This is a genomic window from Streptomyces sp. NPDC056734, assembly GCF_042790455.1.
In the GTDB taxonomy this organism is placed as follows: Bacteria; Actinomycetota; Actinomycetes; order Streptomycetales; family Streptomycetaceae; genus Streptomyces.
In genome coordinates this window covers 222,349-243,306 of the sequence record NZ_JBHTZD010000005.1, presented here as the reverse complement: position 1 = coordinate 243,306, position 20,958 = coordinate 222,349, and the positions used below count along the sequence as shown (strand labels likewise).

Annotated in this window: 12 protein-coding genes and 1 tRNA gene; 5 read left to right on the top strand and 8 right to left on the bottom strand. The window is 70.2% G+C overall.

Annotated features, from left to right (window positions below; all coding sequences use genetic code 11):
• The first annotated feature begins 4 nt into the window (after positions 1-4).
• Positions 5-2,050 (top strand): WD40 repeat domain-containing protein, encoded by a 2,046-nt coding sequence (locus ACFRFC_RS09455; protein ID WP_382684416.1) that lies wholly within the window; start codon positions 5-7, stop codon positions 2,048-2,050.
• A 261-nt stretch (positions 2,051-2,311) separates the two neighbouring features.
• Here ACFRFC_RS09455 and ACFRFC_RS09450 read toward each other — a convergent pair.
• Positions 2,312-2,384, bottom strand: a tRNA-Arg gene (locus tag ACFRFC_RS09450).
• A 425-nt stretch (positions 2,385-2,809) separates the two neighbouring features.
• Between ACFRFC_RS09450 and ACFRFC_RS09445 the strand changes: the two genes are divergently transcribed.
• A complete protein-coding gene (locus tag ACFRFC_RS09445) occupies positions 2,810-3,940 on the top strand; it encodes an EcsC family protein (protein ID WP_382684418.1) in 1,131 nt (376 codons plus the stop codon).
• Positions 3,941-4,124: 184 nt separating this feature from the next.
• On the top strand, positions 4,125-5,777 hold the full coding sequence (locus tag ACFRFC_RS09440; RefSeq protein WP_382684419.1) for an N-6 DNA methylase: 1,653 nt from the start codon (positions 4,125-4,127) through the stop codon (positions 5,775-5,777).
• Between the two features lie 29 nt (positions 5,778-5,806).
• Here the strand turns inward: ACFRFC_RS09440 and ACFRFC_RS09435 are convergent, their stop codons facing one another.
• The 5 genes from ACFRFC_RS09435 to ACFRFC_RS09415 all read right to left on the bottom strand — a co-directional run bounded on the left by ACFRFC_RS09435 (position 5,807) and on the right by ACFRFC_RS09415 (position 12,569).
• Positions 5,807-7,942: a UvrD-helicase domain-containing protein gene (locus ACFRFC_RS09435; protein WP_382684422.1), complete on the bottom strand. Its 2,136-nt coding sequence runs from the start codon at positions 7,940-7,942 to the stop codon at positions 5,807-5,809.
• Between the two features lie 116 nt (positions 7,943-8,058).
• A complete protein-coding gene (locus ACFRFC_RS09430; protein WP_382684424.1) occupies positions 8,059-9,276 on the bottom strand; it encodes an McrC family protein in 1,218 nt (405 codons plus the stop codon).
• A complete protein-coding gene (locus ACFRFC_RS09425; protein ID WP_382684427.1) occupies positions 9,273-11,075 on the bottom strand; it encodes a DUF4357 domain-containing protein in 1,803 nt (600 codons plus the stop codon). Before ACFRFC_RS09425 ends, ACFRFC_RS09430 begins: the two co-directional genes overlap by 4 nt.
• A gap of 147 nt (positions 11,076-11,222) precedes the next feature.
• Positions 11,223-11,981 carry a PIN-like domain-containing protein gene (locus ACFRFC_RS09420; protein ID WP_382684429.1) on the bottom strand — a complete coding sequence of 253 codons (759 nt, stop codon included), beginning with the start codon at positions 11,979-11,981 and terminating at the stop codon, positions 11,223-11,225.
• Between the two features lie 141 nt (positions 11,982-12,122).
• Positions 12,123-12,569: an ATP-binding protein gene (locus ACFRFC_RS09415; protein ID WP_382684432.1), complete on the bottom strand. Its 447-nt coding sequence runs from the start codon at positions 12,567-12,569 to the stop codon at positions 12,123-12,125.
• Positions 12,570-12,731: 162 nt separating this feature from the next.
• Here ACFRFC_RS09415 and ACFRFC_RS09410 point away from each other — a divergent pair, with 162 nt between their 5' ends.
• Together ACFRFC_RS09410 and ACFRFC_RS09405 are read left to right on the top strand one after the other, a co-directional pair.
• Positions 12,732-13,604 (top strand): Scr1 family TA system antitoxin-like transcriptional regulator, encoded by an 873-nt coding sequence (locus ACFRFC_RS09410; RefSeq protein ID WP_382684435.1) that lies wholly within the window; start codon positions 12,732-12,734, stop codon positions 13,602-13,604.
• Positions 13,601-13,786 carry a DUF397 domain-containing protein gene (locus tag ACFRFC_RS09405; RefSeq protein ID WP_382684438.1) on the top strand — a complete coding sequence of 62 codons (186 nt, stop codon included), beginning with the start codon at positions 13,601-13,603 and terminating at the stop codon, positions 13,784-13,786. Before ACFRFC_RS09410 ends, ACFRFC_RS09405 begins: the two co-directional genes overlap by 4 nt.
• A 35-nt stretch (positions 13,787-13,821) precedes the next feature.
• On the opposite strand, the gene ACFRFC_RS09400 is transcribed toward ACFRFC_RS09405, so the two are convergent.
• Both ACFRFC_RS09400 and ACFRFC_RS09395 read right to left on the bottom strand, forming a co-directional pair.
• Positions 13,822-17,985: an Eco57I restriction-modification methylase domain-containing protein gene (locus tag ACFRFC_RS09400; protein ID WP_382684440.1), complete on the bottom strand. Its 4,164-nt coding sequence runs from the start codon at positions 17,983-17,985 to the stop codon at positions 13,822-13,824.
• Positions 17,985-20,933 (bottom strand): helicase-related protein, encoded by a 2,949-nt coding sequence (locus ACFRFC_RS09395; protein WP_382684443.1) that lies wholly within the window; start codon positions 20,931-20,933, stop codon positions 17,985-17,987. The genes ACFRFC_RS09400 and ACFRFC_RS09395 overlap by 1 nt, the downstream gene beginning before the upstream one ends.
• Positions 20,934-20,958 lie beyond the last annotated feature (25 nt).

Below are 20,958 nucleotides of genomic sequence, written 5' to 3'. Positions count from 1 at the left end.
GGTGGTGTCCGCCGCCGCGAAACCGCTGTCCGAACCACTGCCCTGGGAGCTGTACCGAGAGGACCTGGTCACTTTCGGCGCCGACAGCACCACCCTCTACGGCTTCGAGGTGCTGCCGCTGTCCGACGACACGACGGTGAACGCGTGGCGGATCGGCGAGGAGCGACCGGGCCGGGGGCTGACCGAGGCGCTGCCGCCGGACTGGCGTCCGGTGCGCTGGCTGAGCGTGAGCCCGGCCGTCCCGGTGATGGCGGTGCGCGACGACGGGGGCCGCACGGGCCTGTGGGACACACGTGACCCGGCCCGCCCCCGCCTGCTGACCCTCCTCGAACCGTCCGTGGTCGCAGTGGAGTTCGCCCCGGACACCGCCGTGATGGCGACCGTGGCGGACGCCGACGGCGACGCCGAGCTTGTCTCAGGCGCGGACGAGACGCGCGTACGGGTGTGGGACATCGCCGACCCGGCCCGCCCCCGACCGATGACCGAGCCCTTCGGCGCGCCCGGGACCGCGATCGACGCGGTGTCCCTGGCGAACGGCGGGCGGACCGTGGCCACGGCGGAGCTGAGGCAGGCGGGGGCCATCCAGCTCTGGCGGATCGCGCAGGAGTCGCCCGGCTCGCGCCGCCCCGAACCGCTCGGCAAGCCCTTCGGCCATGGCGCGAGCGGCTTCGACCTGCGCCCGGACGCGCGGGCGATCGCCGTGCGAGCGGGCGAGCGGGCGAGTGTGTGGCGGCTGGACAACGGCCCGCCCACGGCGACCGTCCTCGGCAACCCGCCCGCGAGGGTCGGCGCGCTCGCCTACAACCGGGACGGAAGCCGCCTGGCCACGGCGTACACGGACCGGCCGGTGGTGCAGCTCTGGAACGCCGAGCCGTCCCACCCGGACGAAGTGGGCCCACCCCTGACCGGCCACACCACCCCGGTCGCCGCACTCGCCTTCGCCCCCGACGGCACCTCCCTGGCCACCATGGACGAGACGACCGTACGGCTGTGGCGGCTTCCGGCGTCCGCCCCGGCGACGCTGGACAGCTTCCGCTCGACGGGCCCCCTCACCTACCCGCAGGACGGCGACCTGCTGCTGGTCAAGGTCCTGGGCGAGCGGCTCCAGCTCTGGGACACGTCCACCCCTCTCCACCCCCGCTTCCTGGCCGAACTGGACGCGCCGTACCTCGCCGACGGAGTGTTCGTCCCCGACGAGCGGACCCTGATCACGTACGACGGCCTGGGCGAGGTCGCCTTCTGGGACATCGGCTCCCCGGACGCACCGCGCCGCACCGCAGCGGCGTTCGACCCGGGGGAGGGGGAGATCCGCTCCTCCGCCCTGTCCCCGGACGGACGGCTGCTCGCCGTCGCGGTCGACGAGGGCGTGAGCCTGTGGGACGTCGGCGATGCCGAACACCCCCGGCGGGCGGGCGGGTTCGAGGCACCGGAGGGAGTGACGCGGGTGTTCTTCGCCCCGGACGGCCGGGGGCTGCTCACGCTCGACTCGGCCGGGGCAGGGTTCTGGGACGTCCGGGACCCCGCCTCCCCACGGGACCGGGAGCGCGCGGGCACCGACACGGCGTACACCCTCGAGTCCGCGGTCTTCGTCACGGCGACCCGGGCGCTCCTGACGGGACTGTCCACGACGGTCCTCACCGACAGCGTGTGGATCTGGGACGTTGCGCGCCCGGTCGGCCCGGACAATCCCCACGAGATACCGACCGCGCGGACCGGCCCCGTGGATTCCATCGCCGTACAGCCCGGAACCGGCACCGTGGCGACCGGAGGGCAGGACGGTCACCTCCGGCTCTGGCACCTGGAGGACACGGAACTGCGTCCCAGGGGCGGCCCCCTCACCGGCCACACATCCGGCGCCGAAGCGGCCGTCTTCGCCCCGCACGAGAACGTACTGACAACGGCATCCGACTCGGACGGCACCCTGCGCCTGTGGCCCCTCGACATCGACGCCGCCACCCGGCAGGTGTGCGCGGCCAGCGCCGGGTCGCTCGGGCGGGAGGAGTGGCGGGCGGTGCTGCCGGAGATGGGGTACGCGTCGGCGTGCGACTGACACCGGTCCTGGGCGGGGGCGGCTACGGCGGCCCTTGCGGCCCGGGCGGGGGTGGGCGGGGGCGGCTACGACGGCCCTTGCGGCCCGGGCGGGGGTGGGCGGGTGCGGCGGACGTGCCCGATGGGGCCCGTCCGGGTACACCTGGCCGACGGGCCGGTCACTGGCCGGCCGCCCGACTCGCCACCAGGGAGATGAGGCCCGCATCGCGGAAGTAGCGATGCGGGCCATGTGCGGACGGGGCGCCGTTTCCCGTCCGCGTCGTGCCCCCGGCAGGATTCGAACCTGCGACACCCGCTTTAGGAGAGCGGTGCTCTATCCCCTGAGCTACGAAGGCCGGGATCTGTGGGAAAGCGGGCAGGAAATCGGGGTGAACCCGTGATGTCCTGCACGTCGTCCCAGGATCTTGCGTGGGTGCGCATGTCAAGGCTGCGCACCGGCGTCAGTATAGCGGGTGGGGATCGCGGGTCTGCTGTCCGATTCGGGTGGTGTGATCTTGTGGCGGGTGGTGCGGCCCGGGGCGGGAGTGAGTTCTGTTGGCGGGACCGGGCCAACCGGGGCACCGTCGGGCGGATGGACCGGCGGTCGCCGTGAGGGCCATGGAGCCGGCCAGGATGCCGGGTGAAACGTTCCCCACCTCACCCGTGTGAACGGGTCGGGGCTGTTCCTTGAGGGTGACGACGATGAGGGTGTCCGGTTCCTCTGGGGGTGAGCCGCGAACTGCGCCGCGTGGGCCCGTGGTTCGGCCATTACCATCGCGCCATGGCAGATCCCTCGGATTACGAGATCGCGGCGTGGCGTGACATCCAGCGGTTCAAGGGCCGTCCGCTGTCCCGAGCGATGAGAGGTGCCGGTGAGCGGGTGGCCACCGGCGCCGCGGAACTCGGCAAGCGGGCCACGAAGTACCTGGAGAACCACCCACGGGCTCGAACGGCGGTTTCGCGCGGGCAGGAGATCGCTGCCACGGGCGCTCGCAAGGTCAGCGCCGGGGCGCATGGAGCCGTCGATGCCCTCCCCGAGTGGAGCGGCACCGCTTTTCAGTCCGTGCGGCAGACCGTGGGGCGGGTCTCGCGGGCGGGGCTCTCCTCGCAACGCGTGGTGAGGCTCCACAAGAAGCACGGGCATGACATCGCGTCGCTGTCCGATCTGCGCCGCCTCGACCTGGAACAGATCGACGCTGTCCGTGGACGAGCGGCGAGTTGGTACTACCCGGCCGCCGCGGCGCTCTCGGGAGCGGGTGCGGGCCTGGTGATCTCCGGAGGGCAACTCGCGGTCGCCGTCTCCGCAGGTGCCGCCGCAGCGCCTTCGGGAGGTGCGATCGTCGGCGCTTTCACCGCTGATGCCGCGGTCGTCCTCGGACTCGCGTCCCGCTCCGTCGGCCAGATCTCGCTGCTCTACGGCTACGACCCCGAAGAGCCCGCCGAGAAGCTCTTCGTGATGTCGGTCGTCAACGCCGGGACGGCGAGGTCGGCCACCGCCAAGAGCGCCGCGATGGCCGACATCTCACGGCTCACCCAGGCACTCGTCCGCGGCAAGACATGGGACGTCCTGAGCGAGACGGTTGTCGCCAAGGTCTCCCAGCAGTTCGCGAAGGCATTCGGCTTCCGCCTCACCAAGAAGGGTCTCGGCAAGGCCGTACCCGCGTTCGGGATCATTGTCGGAGGCACCCTCAACTGGACCACCCTGGAGGCGATCGTCGACGCCGCCGACACGGCGTACCGGCGGCGGTTCCTCCTTGAGAAGTACCCCCATCTCGATGACGGGGAAGAATCCGGACCGTTCACCGATGGCGGCCCGGACACCCGGGATATCCCGGACACCCCGGACGACGCCGACGAGGAGATCAGCTTGCTCGGCGAGCTCGCGGACGCGGGCGGCCCCGACCTCCGCTGAGAGAGGGCCCCAAGGGCCAAGACCCCAAGGGCCAAGACCCCAAGGGCCAAGACCCCAAGGGCCAAGACCTCAAGGACCGAGCGGACCGCCCCCGACCCCGCTACACCGCCCGGCAGGGGTCTGTGAACGACGTCAACGAATTCGTGTATTGATGAAATGATCGATACTGTGTACGGTTGCGCGTATGACCGACACCCCTGCCTCACCGGCCGGCCCGCTGGTCACCGGCTCCGAGATCGCCAGACTCGCGGGCGTCACCCGCGCCGCCGTCTCGAACTGGCGGCGGCGGTACGACGACTTTCCGGCACCGGCCGGTGGTGGCGCCAACAGTCCGCTGTTCGATCTGGCCGAGGTGCAGGTCTGGCTGGACGGACAGCGTAAGGGGCAAGAGGTCTCGCCGGACGTGCGGCTGTGGCAGGCACTGCGCGGGGTCTACGGTGACGACATCCTCGGCGGGATCGCCGATGTCGCCCGCCTCCTCGCCGAGCGGCGGACGCCCGCGGGACTTCCCGCCGACGTGGCGCGGCTCGCGGGGGAGCTGGCGGAGGGCGGCGGCGCCGGGGAGGTGGTGGGCGCCCTCGCGGAGCGCTTCACCGACTCGGTGCGGCGGGCCGGATCGGACCAGGTCACCGCGGTGCGCGTCGTCCGTGCCGTACGGCACTTCGTCGGCGAGGTGGCGCCCGAGGCGACGGTCTTCGACCCGGCCTGCGGAATCGGCACACTGCTGCTCGCCGTGGGCCCCGAGCGCGGGCCCACGCGCCGGGGTCAGGAGTCCGACGCCCGCAGCGCCGGATTCGCCCAGCTGCGGGCCGATCTGACCGGACGGACCGGTCTGGTCGTCGCCACCGGGGACTCGCTGCGCGACGACCGATGGGCGGACCTGCGGGCCGATCTGGTCGTGTGCGACCCGCCGGTGGGTGAGCCCGACTGGGGGCGCGAGGACCTGCTGCTCGACACGCGCTGGGAGTTCGGTATCCCCTCGCGCGCCGAGGGCGAACTCGCCTGGTTGCAGCACGCGTACGCGCACACCGCTCCCGGCGGTCGCGTGCTCATGGTCATGCCCGCTTCGGTCGCCTACCGCAAGGCGGGCCGCCGTATCCGGGCCGAGCTGGTACGCCGGGGTGTTCTCACCCAGGTGACCGCGCTGCCGTCCGGCACCGCGGCCTCGCACGCGCTCCCGGTGCACCTCTGGCACCTGCGTCGGCCGCGCGCCCTGGGCGATGCCGCCACCGCCGTCCGGATGGTCGATCTGACGGCGGGTGATCCGGACGGGCCGCTGGAACCCGACCCCGGCCAGCTGGCGGAGATTCCGCTGATCGAGCTGCTCGACGACACCGTGGACCTCACCCCCGGCCGCCATGTGCAGGAGTCCTGTCGCGACTACGCGGCCGAGTACGACTCCCTGCGCGGTGAGCTGACCGAACAGGTGCGGCTGCTGGCGGAACTGCTCCCGGCGCTGGCCGCGGGCGCCGGCCCCGGCTCGCTGGACGGACCCACCGTCAGTGTCGCCGACCTCGCCCAGGCGGGGCTCGTCGCGTACGGGGATCCGGAACCGGTGTCGGTGAGCGACCAGCTCGACACCGACTACCTCCAGGGCTTCCTGCGCAGCGCGGCCAACACCCGGCGCTCCACCAGCGCCAGCGGCACCTTCCGCCTCGATGGAAAGGGTGCCCGCATCCCGCAGATGGACATCGCCGGACAACGCCGTTACGGGGCCGCCTTCCGTGCCCTCCAGGAGTTCGAGGAGCGAGCGCGCAGGGTGGTGGAGCTGAGCCGGGATGTGGCCGGTGTGGCGCGGGACGGCCTCGGTAATGGGGGGCTCACACCGGACAGGTGAGGGGGCCGTCATCCCGGAGGCCGGGTACGTCAGTCCGGCTGTGGCAGGAACGGGCTGGCCGTCCCGCTCCACGACACGGCGAGCGCCTCCCGCGCCCGGGTGCACGCCACGAACAGCAGGCACCGCTCCCGGAGCAGATCCGACTCGTGCTGGATGGGGTCCACTGCGGCGGGCGTCACCTCGCGGGCGAACGGCACCGCGCTCGCCGTCACCCCCAGCACGGCGACGCAGCGGAACTCCAGCCCCTTCATGGCATGCATGGTGGCCAGCCGCACCCCGTCGGCACCGGGCCCCGGACTCTCCCTGACCCTGACCACGGGCACCCGGGCCGCGGCCAGCGTGTCGTACACCTTGTCCAGGAGCACGTTGAAGCGCGAGCACACTCCGATCTCCGAGGGCCGAATCCCCTGGGCGATCCAGCCCTCGACGCGCTCCACCAGGGCCGCCACCTCCGCCTGCTGGGAGGCGTGGCCGTCCGTGTGGGGGGTGCGGCCGTGCAGCAGGGAGCGGTATCCGGCCAGACTGTCGCTGCCCTCACCGCCGAGGTCGTCGACCGAGACCGGGCTGAGGATGCCGGTGGACCAGACGAGGATCTCCTCCGTGGAGCGGTAGTTGATGCGCAGCCGGTGGGTGCGTCCGGCCACCGGGATGCCCAGGGAGCCCAGGGAGACCTTCGAGTCGTAGATCCGCTGGTGGGGGTCGCCCGTGATGAAGAGGTCGTCGCTGCCGGGTGCCACCGCGCCCCGCAGGACGCGCCACTGGGCGGGGTGCAGGTCCTGGGCCTCGTCCACCACGACATGGTCGTGGGAGGGCGCCGAGGCGGCCAGCAGTTCGGCGGCCCGCGCGCACACCCTCAGATGTGTGGTCGCCTTCTGGGCACGCAGCATCGACTCGAACTGCTCGACCGCGGACCACAGCCGGTCGCGTCGTACGGCCGGCAGGGCGCTGCCGCGTCCGCGCCGCAGGGCGTTGCGGTACGCGTCGGCGGTGCGGAGGTTCTGGGCGAGGATGACATGCCGGTACTCCTGGGCCAGGAACTGTTCCGACCACGGCAGCCCCAGCCGCTTGACGACCCGCTGCCACAGCTGCCGCTCCACCTCGTCGTTCACGGGGGAGGGGGGCTTGCCGTCGAGACGGGTCACGACACCGTGCGCGTAGGCGTTGACCGTGGTCACATCCACGCGGCCGAGCAGGGCCGCGTCGCCGTCCAGGAGCAGCGACAGGTTCTCGCGCAGCGAGGTGGCCAGGGCGTTGGTGTACGTGGTGAGCAGTATCCGGGTGCCGGGGGAGCGGGCGAGGAGATGCTTGACCCGGTGCAGGGCCGCGACCGTCTTGCCGGTGCCCGGACCACCCGTGATCTGGACCGGGCCGCCGTACGACACCCGGTAGGCGACCCGGCGCTGCGAGGGATGCAGGAACACCCGCCAGGCCGCGAACGGCTTCTCCAGGATGTCCGCCAGCTCTTGTGGCCCGGTGACGAGGGTGATCCGGCTCGTGGTGTTGGCGATGGCGACGGCGAGGCTCTCGTCCGGGTCGGGTCCCGCGTCGACCGGACGGCGGACGGCGACGACGTCCCGGTACACCTCGTCGGGGCTGAACCCCTCCGCGAGGTACTGGAGCACCTCGCACTGATCCTCGGGCAGCAGCGTCTCGAACGCCTTGAGCTGCGGCTTGTCGACGATGGTCCGCACCGCCCGCAGCACCTGCTCGTCGATGCCGAGTTCGCGCAGCACCGTGTCCGAGTACTCCGCGAAGAGCAGCGAGCCGGCCGCGGCGGCCGCCTTCTCCAGAGCGGGGGTCAGCTGCTCGATCGCGACCACGTTGCGGACTTCGAGCGCCCGCGTCACGGAGTTCGTCGTGTACAGCCGCTTGGCCGCCCAGCTGTAGGCATCGTCATGGGGGACGACGTTGACGAGCAGGAACACATCACTGCCGTCATCCGGCGCGAGGACGACACCGCGCCAGAAGTCATTGATGCGGATGGTCCGCAGGCGGGTGTCCTGGGCCTTGCGCACGGACTCCAGGTGGAGGCCCTTGTCCGCCTGGAGTTCGGGCACGGTGAGCAGCTGGAACTTCTGCATCGCCTTGCGCACGCCGGCCTTGACCTGCTTCTCCAGGACGTCGTAGCTCTCCCAGAAGCTATTGGCGAACGCGAGCTGTGGCACGAGGTGAACTCCCCACCCTGGACGGACACTTCGACACTGGGCAGTCGATCATACGCGCGGAGTGTTCGGCGCCCATGCCTTCGGGCCCATGTGTTCCTGTTCGTCCCGGCGTCCGTCTACGGGCCGCCCGGGCCGGTCATCCGCCGGGCCAGCGCCGCGATGTCCGAGAGCAGCGCGCCGGGTTCCTGGTCGAGGTCCAGGGCGTGCTGGTGCAGGAGGATGCCCGCGTGACGCACCTGGTGGGCGGCGTGCGGCGCGTTGCCCTTCGCGTACACCAGGTGTCCCTCGCGCAGACCGAGGGCCGTGCAGTACGCCAGCAGCTGGTAGAGGTCGGCGTCCGGATAGCCGTGCCGCTTCTCCTCCTTGTACTTGGCGTCCACCACGGCGCACGGCGCTCCGTCGGCGCCGTACAGCACCAGGTCGGGCTTCATCCGGATCGCGTCGGCGGTGTCGAGGTGGTGGGCGTCCTGGAGACGGGCGGTGTGCCCTGTGCCCCGGAGCACCTCCCGCAGCGCCACCGTCACGAAGTCCTCGAAGAGCCTGTTCATGTCGAACAGGAAGCCGTCGACGCGGAGCCCGCCGGGCGCGTGCTCGGCGGAGGACCCGTCCAGGACGGCACGGGCGAGGTGAAGGGCGTGGTGGTACCGGGCGTTGAGACGGGTGGGCCGCCAGCCCGGTATCGGCTGTCCCCGTACGAGCGGGGTGACATCGGCCAGGCGGGCGCGCTGGTGCAGCAGTCTGCGGCGCACCTCGACCGGCACGCCGGGCAGCCGCAGCAGCCGTTCGACGGCGGCCCGCAGGATCCGGTTCTCCGCGATGTCGGTGGTGAACTCGTCGTACGTCACTTCCGCGGGGAGCGGCATGCCGAAGTGCCGCCGCAGCTGCTCGGCCTCGCGGATACGTCCGCGGACGACGAGGGCGGTCTCCTCCGTCTCCCGGTAGCCCTGCAACAGCCCTTGCCGCAGGGCACGGTCCACCTGCCGCTCGACGGCGTGGGCGAGCGCGGGCAGCACTTCCCGGTGCTCGGCCACCGGCACCTGCCCGTCGCGCCACACACTTTTGGGGCCGCGGCTGTGGCCCAGCAGGAAGAAGAGCCGGGCGATCGGCACCTTCGGCGTGATGCGGACGATCACCGGCTCGCCGCCCGGCACGGCGACGGCCACGGCACCGACCTTGCTGCCCGCCCGCAGCGACCAGTGGCCCGGTGTGTACGGGTCCGGGGTGGCGTCCACGATGCGTGCCGCGGCGAGGGCGTGGCCGACGGCGTCGGGCAGAGCCCGGGGAACAGCCCGCGCGTGCTCAATGAGGTGCACGGGCTCGGCGTCGGCGGTCACCCCAGCGACTTCCGCAGCGCCGCGAGCCCGTACCGCTTCTCGATGTCCACGCCCTCCCCGTAGTGGTGCTCCTCCAGCAGGGGCAGGATCTTCGTCCGCCAGGTCCGCTCCAGGCCGCCCTCCCGGTGGACACCCTTCTTCATCAGGTACGAGGGCCCGATCCGGAAGTCGGGGTCGTCGATGCGGGCGTTGAGGGCGTCGAGCAGCTCGGCGGGCTCCGCGTCCTTGCCCTCCCTGGCCAGCCAGCGGCGAAGGAGCCCGCTCGTGGGTTCCGTACGCGGCGACAGTTCCACGAACGCGAAACGGCGGCGCATCGCCGCGTCCACGAGCGCGATGGACCGGTCGGCGGTGTTCATCGTGCCGATCACGAACAGATTGGGCGGGAGGGCGAAGTCCGCACCGGAGTAGGGGAGCTGGACGGATCTGTTGCGGTACTCCAGGAGGAAGTACAGCTCGCCGAAGACCTTGGCCAGGTTGGCGCGGTTGATCTCGTCGATGATCAGGAAGTGCGGGATGTGGCGGTTGCCCTCGCCGCCCGCGAGGTCGGCCAGGGTGCGCAGGGGACCGGCGTTCAGCCGGAAGGCGACCTCCTTCGTGTCCGGATCCTCCTTCGGCCGGAAGCCCTCGACGAAGTCCTCGTACGCGTACGCGGGATGGAACTGGACGAGCTTGACCTGCTCGGGCCCGCCGCCCAGGAACTCGGCCAGCTTCAGCGCCAGATAGGTCTTGCCGGTCCCCGGCGGCCCGTACAGCACCAGCTGGCGTTCGTCCGCGAGCAGGTCGCGCACCTCGCGCAGCCACTCGATGTCGTGCACCAGCAACTCGGCGGCCAGCGCGTCCGTGGGGTCCGGCAGCTTCAGTTCCCGCCGGGCGACCAGGGCGGGCAGCTCGACCGTCGGGTCGCGCTCTATGGCCTCGGCCTCCTCCTTCAGCTCCGCGTCGGTCAGGCCCAGCCCTTCGACGATGGCCCCGACCGCGGAGAGGTCGATGACGTCGTGCTGGATCGACAGCTTCTGCTGAAGCTCCTCCGGCAGTCCGTCGTACGGATATCCGCTCGGCTGCCAGTCCACCCGCCGACGCAGATTGGACCGCTGGTCCTCGGACTCCGTCTGCTCCGCGTCGCCGCTGATCTCCCCGACGTACAGCTCACCGCTGGAGATCGTGCACACGGTGTCGCCGGGCTTCATACGGGAGAGGAAGGTGTGCAGCTCCTCGACCAGCTGCTGTTTCTGGGCGTACGTGGCCGCTTCGTAGTCCTCCCCCACGAAGGCGCGCAACTCGTCCTTGCCGGTGTCCTCCGCCACGCCTTGCCGCAGACGGGAAGCGGCGAGGCTGACGAGGCCCTTGGGGTGCCAGAGGCGCCGGACCAGATCGAGCCCGTTGACGTTCGAACCGCGGATCAGCCAGGGGCCGCCGGAACCGGCCGCCGCCTGCCCCAGATAGGCCGCGAGGGAGCGCCCGTCGGGCCCCCGCCACACGCCGAGCCCATTGACGCTGCACCCCATCAGGATCGAGGCGGCGGCCGAGGGCGAGCTGCACGTGATGTCCCGGGTCGTCTCCAGCCACCCCGGTTGGCTCTCGGAGTCCCGGATCGCTCCGTCGGCGATCAGCCGCTGCCGGGTGTGGTAGGCCGTGGGCTTTCGCGTGGCGAAGGACCGCACCATGGTGGCCCGGACCGGGGAGCCCGCGGCCACGACGAAGGGCTTCTTCGCCGAGCCCTTCTCGGGTTTCAACCACCCCCGGGCCACCAGCTTGCTCTTCGGCAACTGCAACCGGAACTCCGGAAACTCCCCGGCCATGACGCCCCCCTCACCTCGCTGATCCGACCCCGCTCGCAGCGTACTGGGATCCACTGACACACCTTGCGTCGCGGGCGTCGCTCGCGGGCGAAGGCTTCGCTTCGACGGACATGGTGGCTCCTCTCCACGATGCCGGCGACCGTGCCCCTACTCGTCGTCGTCGGCCTGTTCGTTGATCAGCGGTACCAGGAGGGGGTGGACGGAGAAACCGGAGGCGTGGCCCTGGCCGGGGCCGTATTCGGTGGTGAGGACCCGGACCGCCGATTCGGAGATCAGTCCCAGCCCGCGGAGGCCCACGGTGATGCGATTGACCGGGGTGGTGAAGTGCTTGAGGGTGCGGTCCGGGTCGTAGCCGCAGATGTTGTAGACGCTCTTGGCGTCCGCGACCCCGTTCTTCGCCGCCGCGTGCCTGATCACGGCGACCCGGTCCTCGTACCCTTCGTAGCGCAAGAGGGCGAAGAGTTCCCGGAGAGCGTCGGCCGTCCAGCCGCCGTACTTCTCCTCCGTTCCGATCCGCTCGACCCGTTCGATGTCCTCCACGGACCCCACCTGGAGGCTGAACTCAAGGAAGGTCCGGTCCGCCTGAGCCGCATGGCTCGCCATCTCGTCGGCGGCCCGCGTACCGGACGACCGCGCGTCGCTGAGGGTCCCCTCACGGTTCCGCCAGAACTCCACGAGGGCCTGGTGCGGCACCCACAGGCGGTTCTCCAGCCCGCCGAGCGCGCGCAGCAGATCGCCGCGCGCCTGCTCGGTGTACCGGTACAGGTTCAGCAGGACGTTGGCGTCGGGGGTGACCAGGCCGCCCGTGAGTACGGCGGTGAAGTCGTCGGCCGTCGGGGTCCGGAAGGCCCCGAAGTCGTCGAACAGGCCCCGGCTCTCCGCACGGGTCGTCGTGTCCTTCGCCACCACTGGCACCCCCGTCGTCCCGTCCCTGCGCAAGAGGCCGTACGGTCCCTCGCGTCCCCTGGCGGGGACCGCATCGCGGCGGGGACGTCAGGGAGGGGCGGATGGGCGAGCCGCCCCAACTGACGTGTGGCCAAAGGGGCTTCAGCCGGATCGCGGACTCACCTCCGCCCACACGGTCTTCCCGCTCGGCGGGTACGGCTTCGTGCCCCAGCGGTCGGCGAGCGCCGCGACCAGGAGTAGCCCGCGGCCCGACTCGCTGTCGGTGGGTGCGTCGGCGGCGGCTCCGGGCGCGAGCGGAAGCCGCTCTCCGCGGGCATCAGTGACCGAGACCCGTACGGTGCCGGTCGCCTTGTCGAGGGTGAGGGCGATCCGGAAGTCGCGGCCCTGGACCCGGCCGTGCAGCGCCGCGTTGGAGGCCAGTTCCGCGACGATGCACTCCGCGCGTTCAGTGACGCACGGTGATACCTGCCAGGCGCGGAGTTGCTCAACAGCCAGTAGCCGGGCGAGGCGGGCGCCGCGGCGAGTGGGGGACAGGCGCTGAGCGAAAATCTGTACGGTAGCAGGGATATGGGGCGTGGGGGCGTTCATGGGGCAACTGTGGCGGGCGCGCGGAGGCGCGTTCCAGGAGCGGGGTCCGTACGGTGAGTCAGCGTACGGGGACAATCTGTAGACGGTACGTCGGTCTCGCCGTCACTCTGGGTGGATCGATCGCGGGGACCCGCGCACGTACGCACCTGGAGGTGGCCGCGCATGACGGACGACGGTACGGAGATCGGCGACGACGATGAGCTGACGGCCGACGAGGTGGAGCGCGAGCCCGCCCCCTCGGACAGTCTGCGGACCTTCGGGGCCGTCGTCCAGGCCCTGCGCGAACACGCCGGGTACAGCAGGGTCGAGTTCGCGGACATGGTCCGGTACTCCAAACACACGGTGGAGTCGGTGGAGCGGGGGCGCCGGATGCCGGACGAGTCGTTCGTGGAACGGGGGGAGGAGGCGCTGGGGAACACGGGCGCCCTCCGGAGTGGGGCGCGGTTTCTCACGCGGGCGGAGGTGGGGCTGGCGGCCTGGTTCCAGCAGTGGGCGAGGCTGGAGAAGCGGGCGGTGAGTCTGTGCACGTATGAGTGTCGGCTGGTGCCGGGGCTTTTGCAGTCGGAGGGGTACGCGCGGGCGGTGTTCGAGGGCACGATTCCGGTGGCCACGGATGACCAGTTGGACAAATGGATGGCCGGGCGGCTGAAGCGGCAGAGGATGCTGCACGAGCGGCCGACTGTTCCGTTCAGCTTCATCGTGGAGGAGCATGTCTTCCGACGCCGATTCGGGGACGCCGAGCAGATGCGGGACATGCTCGATCACGTGCTGGAGCACAGTGCGACCCGCAACGTGACGCTTCAGATCATGCCGCTGGAGGGGCGGTTGCATGCGTGTCTGGATGGACCGGTGCGGTTGCTGGAGACACCGACGGGACGGCGGTTCGGATACTCCGAGGGACAGCAGAACGGTCGCCTAATCGCTGACGCGAAAGAGGTGAGTCTCCTCCAGCAGCGCTATGACACACTGCGCTCGCAGGCTCTGAACCCCGAAGACTCGCGGGGCCTGTTGGAGCGAATTCGAGGAGAGCTATGAGGATGACCGAACTCGCCTGGTTCAAGTCGAGCTACAGCGGCAGTCAGGGCGACGACTGCATAGAGGTCGCCCTTACCGGTCAGGCCATCTGCGTACGGGACTCCAAGGACGTGGCCCGACCTCACTTCGCGGTCGGGCGCGACGGCTGGACGTCGTTCGTGCGGTACGCCTCGCGCGGCTGAGCCCTTCGGGGACCCAGCCGTACGGCGGCGGAACGTCATCCGGCCTCGGGCCGGGCCTCGTGTCGGGGGCCCTGGCCCGGGGGCGGGGTGAGGGTGGAGGTGTAGTTCTCGCCGTCGATCAGCGGGGTCTCCAGGCTGAGTCCGGCCTGTGCCATGCGGTCGTACTCGGTGAGGACCAGGCGCTTGGTGCGGTACTCGCCGTACTTGGCGATCTCGTTGTTCTTGAGGCCGCCGTTCCTGGTCTGGAACGACTCCAGGATGTAGTCAGCGTCCTCGGCTGACACTCCATAGAGGCGGAGAAAATAGGCATCCAGTTCAGCGCGAAGCTGGACGCGGCGATCCCTGCTCCAGATGAAGGGGGATCCGGTGTCCCCGAGATCCTTGGCGAAAGCGTCCATGTCCCAGGCCGTATAGATGAGTTCGAGAATGCGGGAGGAGATGAACGGGGTGTGGCTGGCCAAGTCGTCGGGGTGAGGGACGGGGAGCTGTTTCCAGGTCATGAGTGCTAGATGAATGCCGCCGACCTTCTGGCGAGCCACGAAGTCGAAGACCAGGGAACTCTGGGCCGCGACAAGCGCTGCGGTCTGGCGGGCGGGTTTGCCCGGAAACATCAACGGCAATGTGTGGAGGGCAGCGACTCTTGGAAGGATGGTAGGGATGGCGGTCCGCTCATTGGTTGCAGATGTCACGTCGCACCAGCCGATCAGCCACTCACGCTTCCAATTCACCTCGTCTAGGCGGAGGGAAACCCCTGGGACATAGGATTCCTTTCCTTTGTGAACTGCTCGCACTCGGCCAGATTCGGTGACCCAGTAGAGCGGGATCGGAAGACGGTAAGGATCGCACAGTTCCGATTCCGTGAGATAGCTGGGCTGGTTTTGGCGGTTCACGGCTGTAAGGCTTTTCACTACATCAGCCGCACGAGGATTGAAGAAGTCAACCATCTTTGCCTCGTACAACGGCAGCATCCGTTCGCCGTCCCGAACGAAGACGTTTCCCGTCAGCTCCCAGCCTTCGTCCTCCAATGAAGTTCGATCGCGGAGCAAGTCTGCGTCGTTTGCACTCCGGACCAGGTATTTGAAGACGACGGCCCATGGGTTGCCGTCGACTTGTTTTTCATTGACCAGCACTGGAATCCGGCGCTGAATGTCTGCCGTAAGGTCGGCATCCCGACGCGTTCGGAATACTGGCAGCGTTCCCGTGTTCGGGTTGATGAGCTGGATCTCACTAGGCGACAACTCGAACACGGCCTGGCCATCGGCTAGCTCGTCGGCGTGTCCTAGAGAGAAGGCGAAGCGAGCAGAGGACTCAGCCAGGTCCCGGCCCGTGAGCGAGATCAGAGAGAAGGAGTAACGGGAGTCCACCGCTGGGAAAAGCTTCTCCCGTCGGCCGTTCTCGAAGTCGTAAAGATGCTTCAAGGCGGCCCGCCGCGTCAGATCCTGAAAGAGGAACTGCGCACCTGCACCGGTAGCGATCTGAGTGGGTACGATCGTTCCGCAGCGCCCCTTGGGCGCCGTAACAGAAACAAACCTCTCGGTGAACAACTGGTCCACTTGAAGCTTGGTGACGCCACCAAGTGAAAGTCCCTTTGCACACAAGGGGAAAGCGTCAGAGGCTCCTGTGAACATGAACGTCGACTTCAGTTTGCGCCTAGCTTCCGTGTACTGCTGGCCAGCCTCGGGGCTCTCTGACATCCACGCTTCGATGCGTTTCCTGCGTGCTGTATCGCCAGAGATTTCAGCGATGGACGGCGCCACCGCACTGAAGTATTTCTTGTCCTCAAATTCAAGTCTGTCCCACGGCGGATTCCCCAACACACAGTCAAATCCCCCCGCCCACCCCGTGACCGGATCAACCCCCACCGCCGCCAGATCCCCCGGCACATGGAACACATCCGGAAACTCCAAATGCCAATGGAAGAACCGGTACTCCCCACTGAGCCGCTCGATCTCCCGATGCGTCTCCTCCAGCGCCCCCTCCCCCTCGGCATCCTGGAGTGACAAGAACACCCGCTGAGTCACCGGCGGTGCCGCATCCCCCGTCTTCTCCCACATGAACGCCGCGCACCACGCGTCGGCGATCTTGAGGGCGTCCGTGTACGCCCGGGACTTCTCCCACGCGTGATACCGCTCGGCGAGCTTGCGGACCTGGCCGAGTTTGTCCGTGGGGGACGTGTCCACGAGGGTGCGCAGCTCGGAGCCGAAGACTGTGTTGGTGACGCTCACCGACTCCTCCAGGGCGGCGTCGAGCATGACGATCCCCTGGTGTTCCTCCTTGTTGCGCTTCAGCCAGGCCGTCGCGACCGACTTCTCGTCGCCCTCCACGACCTTGAACGCCGCCTCCGGAATCCCACCCCGCAAGAGCGCGGGCGTCGCCCCGATCAGCCCGTTGCCCAGCTTCACGTGGGCGTCCAGGAAGCCGAGCGCCTTGCCGGGCTCCAGGGCCTCCATCCACAGGGAGACCTTGGCCAGCTCGACGGCCATCGGGTTGAGGTCGACGCCGTACACGCACCGGGCGATCACATCGTGCAGCGCGTGCCGGACGCTCTCCGGCGTGGGCTCCGGCGTCTGGTCGCGCACGGCCGCCACCCGCTTGGCGATACGGCGTGCGGCGGCGACCAGGAAGTGGCCGGAGCCGCAGGCGGGGTCGCAGACCGTCAGGGTGAGCAGCTCGGCGGCGATGGTCTCGCGGGCGGCGGCGTCGGACTGCCGAGCCTCCGCCGCCTTTTTCTCGCCACGCTCCTGCGCGGCCTGGATGACGGGATCGAGGGTGGAGTCGAGGAGCACCTCCACCAGCGAACTCGGCGTGTAGTACGAGCCCGTCTTCTTGCGTTCGTTGCCCGCGCGGGGCACCAGCTCGAAGGTGCGGTCCGGGCCCGCCTGGGGGACGAGGTCGAGGAGGGACTCGTAGATCGCGCCCAGTTCCTCCGCGTCGAGGGTGCGGTAGTCGACGGTCCGCAGGCGGGCCGCCTCCGAGTCGCGGACGGCCGCGAGGTGGCGTACGGCGGAGAGCAGGTGTTCGTTGGAGAGGGACAGGCCGTGCAGGGGCGCGTCCGCCGGGGTGGGGTCGAAGAGGCCGCCGAGGCCGGGCAGGCCCAGTTCCGGGCGGCCGTCCTCGTCGCCCAGCGCCCCCAGCACCAGGCTCAGGGCCTGCCAGCGGTCGGAGTGCGAGGTGCCCCGGCGGCGGCGGGACTGCTCGCGCAGGCGGGACGTCGCGAAGTAGTCGGCGTACCGCTCGCGTGCCTGCGCGGTCGCCTCCGGCGGGTGGAGCGCGTCACGGTCCTCGGCGACGAAGACGAAGAGCAGGCGGTAGACCAGGCGCAGCAGCGCCTTGTGGTAGTCGTCGCGGTCGAAGTTCTCGCGCAGGGCGCTGTTGTCCGGGTGCTTCAGGAAGCCGGTGCCCAGCTCCCTGATGGCCAGCCGGACGCCTTCGCTTATGTCGTCCAGGAAGCGCGCGCCGAGACGGATCGCGGCGTCCCGCCAGACCTCCAGCCAGCACGTCAGCTGGGAGCCGCCCTGGGGGCTCTCGAAGCGGGAGGCGTGCAGCAGGCGGTAGAGGACGACGAACTCGCTGAACAGTTCGCCGTCGAAGATGGCTTCGAGGTCGAACTCGACGTACGACGTGGTGGCGAGGGCGTTCGAGTCGCGCAGGAGGCGGAGCTGGCGGCCGTTGGTGAGCAGGGCCCACAGGTGGGCGTCGGTGCGGTTGAGTGTCTCCTGGAGCAGTGACTGGGGGGCGGGTGAGCCCGGGCCCTGGTGCTTGTCCAACCGGACGTTCCATGCCGTCACATGGACCAGCGTGTTGTCCCGGCGGTGGGTGACGGGGAACGTCTTCGTGCCGTCGGCGGCCGCGATGCCGCCGCCCCCCACCGGGGTGAGACGGCCGAAGCCCAGGGCCTCGAACAGCGGTTCCACCCAGTTGGCGCGGGCGTACCCCGTGCTGTCGGGGCGGACCGACACCTCCGGCTCCGGCGGCAGCTTCTCGCGCAGCTCGCGCCACAGCGACTTCAGGTTCTCCCACTGGCGCTCCGCCTCGTCACGGACCGAGCGGGAACCCGGGATGCGGTAGTCGGCGGGGGCGAGACCCTTGAGATCCTTGGTGGCCTTGCCCTCGGAGATCCGTACCAGCATGTCGGCCGGCAGCAGCCCGCCGACCGTGTGGACGGCGGTGAACACCTGGTGGCGGGTGGTGGCGGACATCAGGCGGACACTCCCGGAGCGGTCGCGGTGGTGGCGGTGGTGGGCAGGTAGACGTACACGCCGAGGACGTCGGCGGGCTTCTGGGCCGTGACGGACAGGCCCCGGACGATCTCGCCGGAGGCGGCCCGGACCCGTCGGTGCGAGGTGTCCAGCTCGGCGGCCAGTTCCTCGCCGTACGACGCCAGATGCTCGCGCACCTCGTCGAGCCGGCCGAGCACGCGGGTCATCGTGCGCTCGCCGTAGTGGGGGTCCGTGCTCAGGGACGCCCGCGCGTCGAGCAGCTCCGCCGCCCGTTCGGGGGCCAGCCACACGGCGTTCTTCGCGGAGCCCTCGAAGGCCACCAGCCTCGCGTCCTCCGCGACGAGCTGCTTCTCGCCGTTGCGGGAGGGCAGGGTGAGGTGGAAGCGGTAGCGGACCAGGAGCAGGGTCGTCGCGGTGCCGACGGCGTCCGTCGTGACGACTCCGCAGCGGCGGGCCGGGCGGGCACCGGGCGCCTTCTTGTCGAGCGCCGCGTTCAGGACATGGGTCGCCAGCGCGCCGACCACCGGGTCCGTGCGGACCAGGGCCGCCTCGCCGCGTGCCACCGCCGGATCGGTACGGAAGGGGATCGGCCGGTCCTTGTCGATCGCCTCCGCGCCTATGGCCGGAGCGAGCGCGTCCCGCAGTCCGGCGGGCGTGCCGCCCACCTGCGCGGTGAAGTCCTCGCCGGTGACGCGCAGCACCGCCCCCAGGGCCTCCAGCGACTCCCGTACGAACGTCGTGATCTCGCCCGCGCCGCCCAGTGCCTGCCGGATCGAGGTGACCTCGCGGGCCACGTCCTGCGGGTGGATCGAGCGCTGTGCGAACCGGGAGCGCGACGCCTTCTCGCGCTCGGCCGCCGAGTTCCAGTCGCTCGCCACCTTGTCCGCGGCCGTGTCCAGGGCTTCGGAGCCGAACAGGGTGTCCTGCTGGCCCTCCCGGCCGCGCATCAGCAGCCATTCCACGATCGCGTCCGTGACGCCCGTCGACAGTTCGTCGGGGATGGAGACGGAGATGCCGAGGTCCTTCTTGATCTGGCGGTGCTTCCTGATCAGGACTTCGAGGACCTTGCCGTCGATGCCGTTGTCGTCGCCGTAGACCGTGATGACCCGGACCTGGTCGCGGCGCTGGCCGTACCGGTCGACGCGGCCCTCGCGCTGGTCGTGGCGGGTCGGGTTCCAGGCCAGGTCGTAGTGGACGACGGCATCGAAGTGATGCTGGAGGTTGACACCCTCGGACAGACAGTCGGTGGCGATCAGCACGCGGCGGGCGGCGGCGTCCTCGCCCGCCTCGGCGGCGAGCCGCTCGATGCGCTCGATGCGCTGCTGCGGGGAGATCGTGCCGGTGACCGCCTTGACGACGGTCCTGGCACCGAGCGGGCCGCGCCTGCCGCTCTCCTTGTCGTTCGCCAGCTGGTCGGCGAGGTACTCGGCGGTCGGGATGTAGCGGCAGAACACGATCGGGTTGTGGCCGTCCGCGAGGAGCGCCTTGAGATGCTTGATCAGCGCCTTGAGCTTGAGATCCTTGGCAGGGCCCTCCAACTCCGCGGCGCGGAGCGCGAGTTCACCCAGCCGGGACCGCGGGTCGTTCTCGGCGATCTCCGCGCCCGGGGCCACGTCCATGCCCTCCATGGCGTCGCTGTCGGCCGCGTCGCTGGTGAGCGGGGCGCCCAGCAGGTCGGCCTCCTCCGCCGACGCGGCGATGGCCGCCGCCGAGCGGGTCCGCAGGGTCTGCGCGGCGGCCCGCGGCGACGACACCAGCGACCGCAGCAGCGCGATCGCCGACCACCAGGCGATCCGCGCCTCCCGCCTGCCCTGTCCGCCCGCCTCCTCGACCCGCTCACCGGCGTACGCGATGGCGTCGTCCAGCAGGGCCCGGTACTCGGGGGACAGCTTGTAGGTCTCGTCCTTGAAGTAGCGGTCCGAGGGGAACGCCGTGCGCTCGGCCAGCGAGTCGTCGCCGAGCCCGTCCTCCTTGGTGAGGTACTGGCGCACATCCGCCCGCTTGCGGGCCACGAAATGCTGGGCCAGCAGTCTCCGGCCGGACTCGGAGTCCAGGCTGACCGTCGCCAGTTCGGGCTTGACCAGCCCCAGCAGATTGCGGAACGCGGACTCCTTGCCGCTGTGCGGGGTCGCCGTCACCAGCAGCAGATGTCGGCCGGTGTCCTCGGCGACCCGGCGCAGCAGCTCGTAGCGGAGCTGGTTCTGGGTGTTCGCGGAGGTGTCGTCGGCGGCCACACAGGTGTGCGCCTCGTCCACGATCACCAGGTCGGGGCAGTGGCGGACGAAGTCGTCGCGGTGGCGCGGGGACTTGATGAAGTCCGTCGACACGATCACGTTCGGGTACTTGTCGAAGAGGGACTGGCCCAGGTCCAGGCCGCGTTCGAGACGCGAGACGGTCGACGACAGGACCAGTTCGGCGTCGATGCCGAACTTGCTCCGCAGCTCCTGCTGCCACTGCTCGGCCAGCGCGGGCGAGCACAGTACGGCCAGACCCGTCGCCTCGCCCTGCGCGAGGAGTTCGCTCGCGATCAGGCCCGCCTCGATCGTCTTGCCGATGCCGACATCGTCGGAGATCAGCATCCGGACCGTCTTCTGCCGCAGCGCCATCAGCAGCGGTACGAGCTGGTAGGCGCGTGGCTCCACCGCGATCCCGGCCAGCGAGCGGAAGGGGCCCGCGCCGGAGCGGAACCCCACGCGCAGGGCCGTGCGGAGCAGACCGGCGGCGCGCTGGTTGCCCAGGTCGCCGGGTTCCGGGGGCGCGAACCGGGCCTCCTCCACGGTCTCGAACGCCGGGAACACGGCGGCGATGTCGTCGTCCGAGCCGCCCAGCGGACGCAGCACCAGCAGATCGGGCTTGCTCTTCGGGAGCACCACCCACTCGCGGCCTCGGGCCTTCACCAGGGAACCGGTGGCGTAAGTCTGGGACATGTCGGTCAGATCCTCTGGTTCTGCG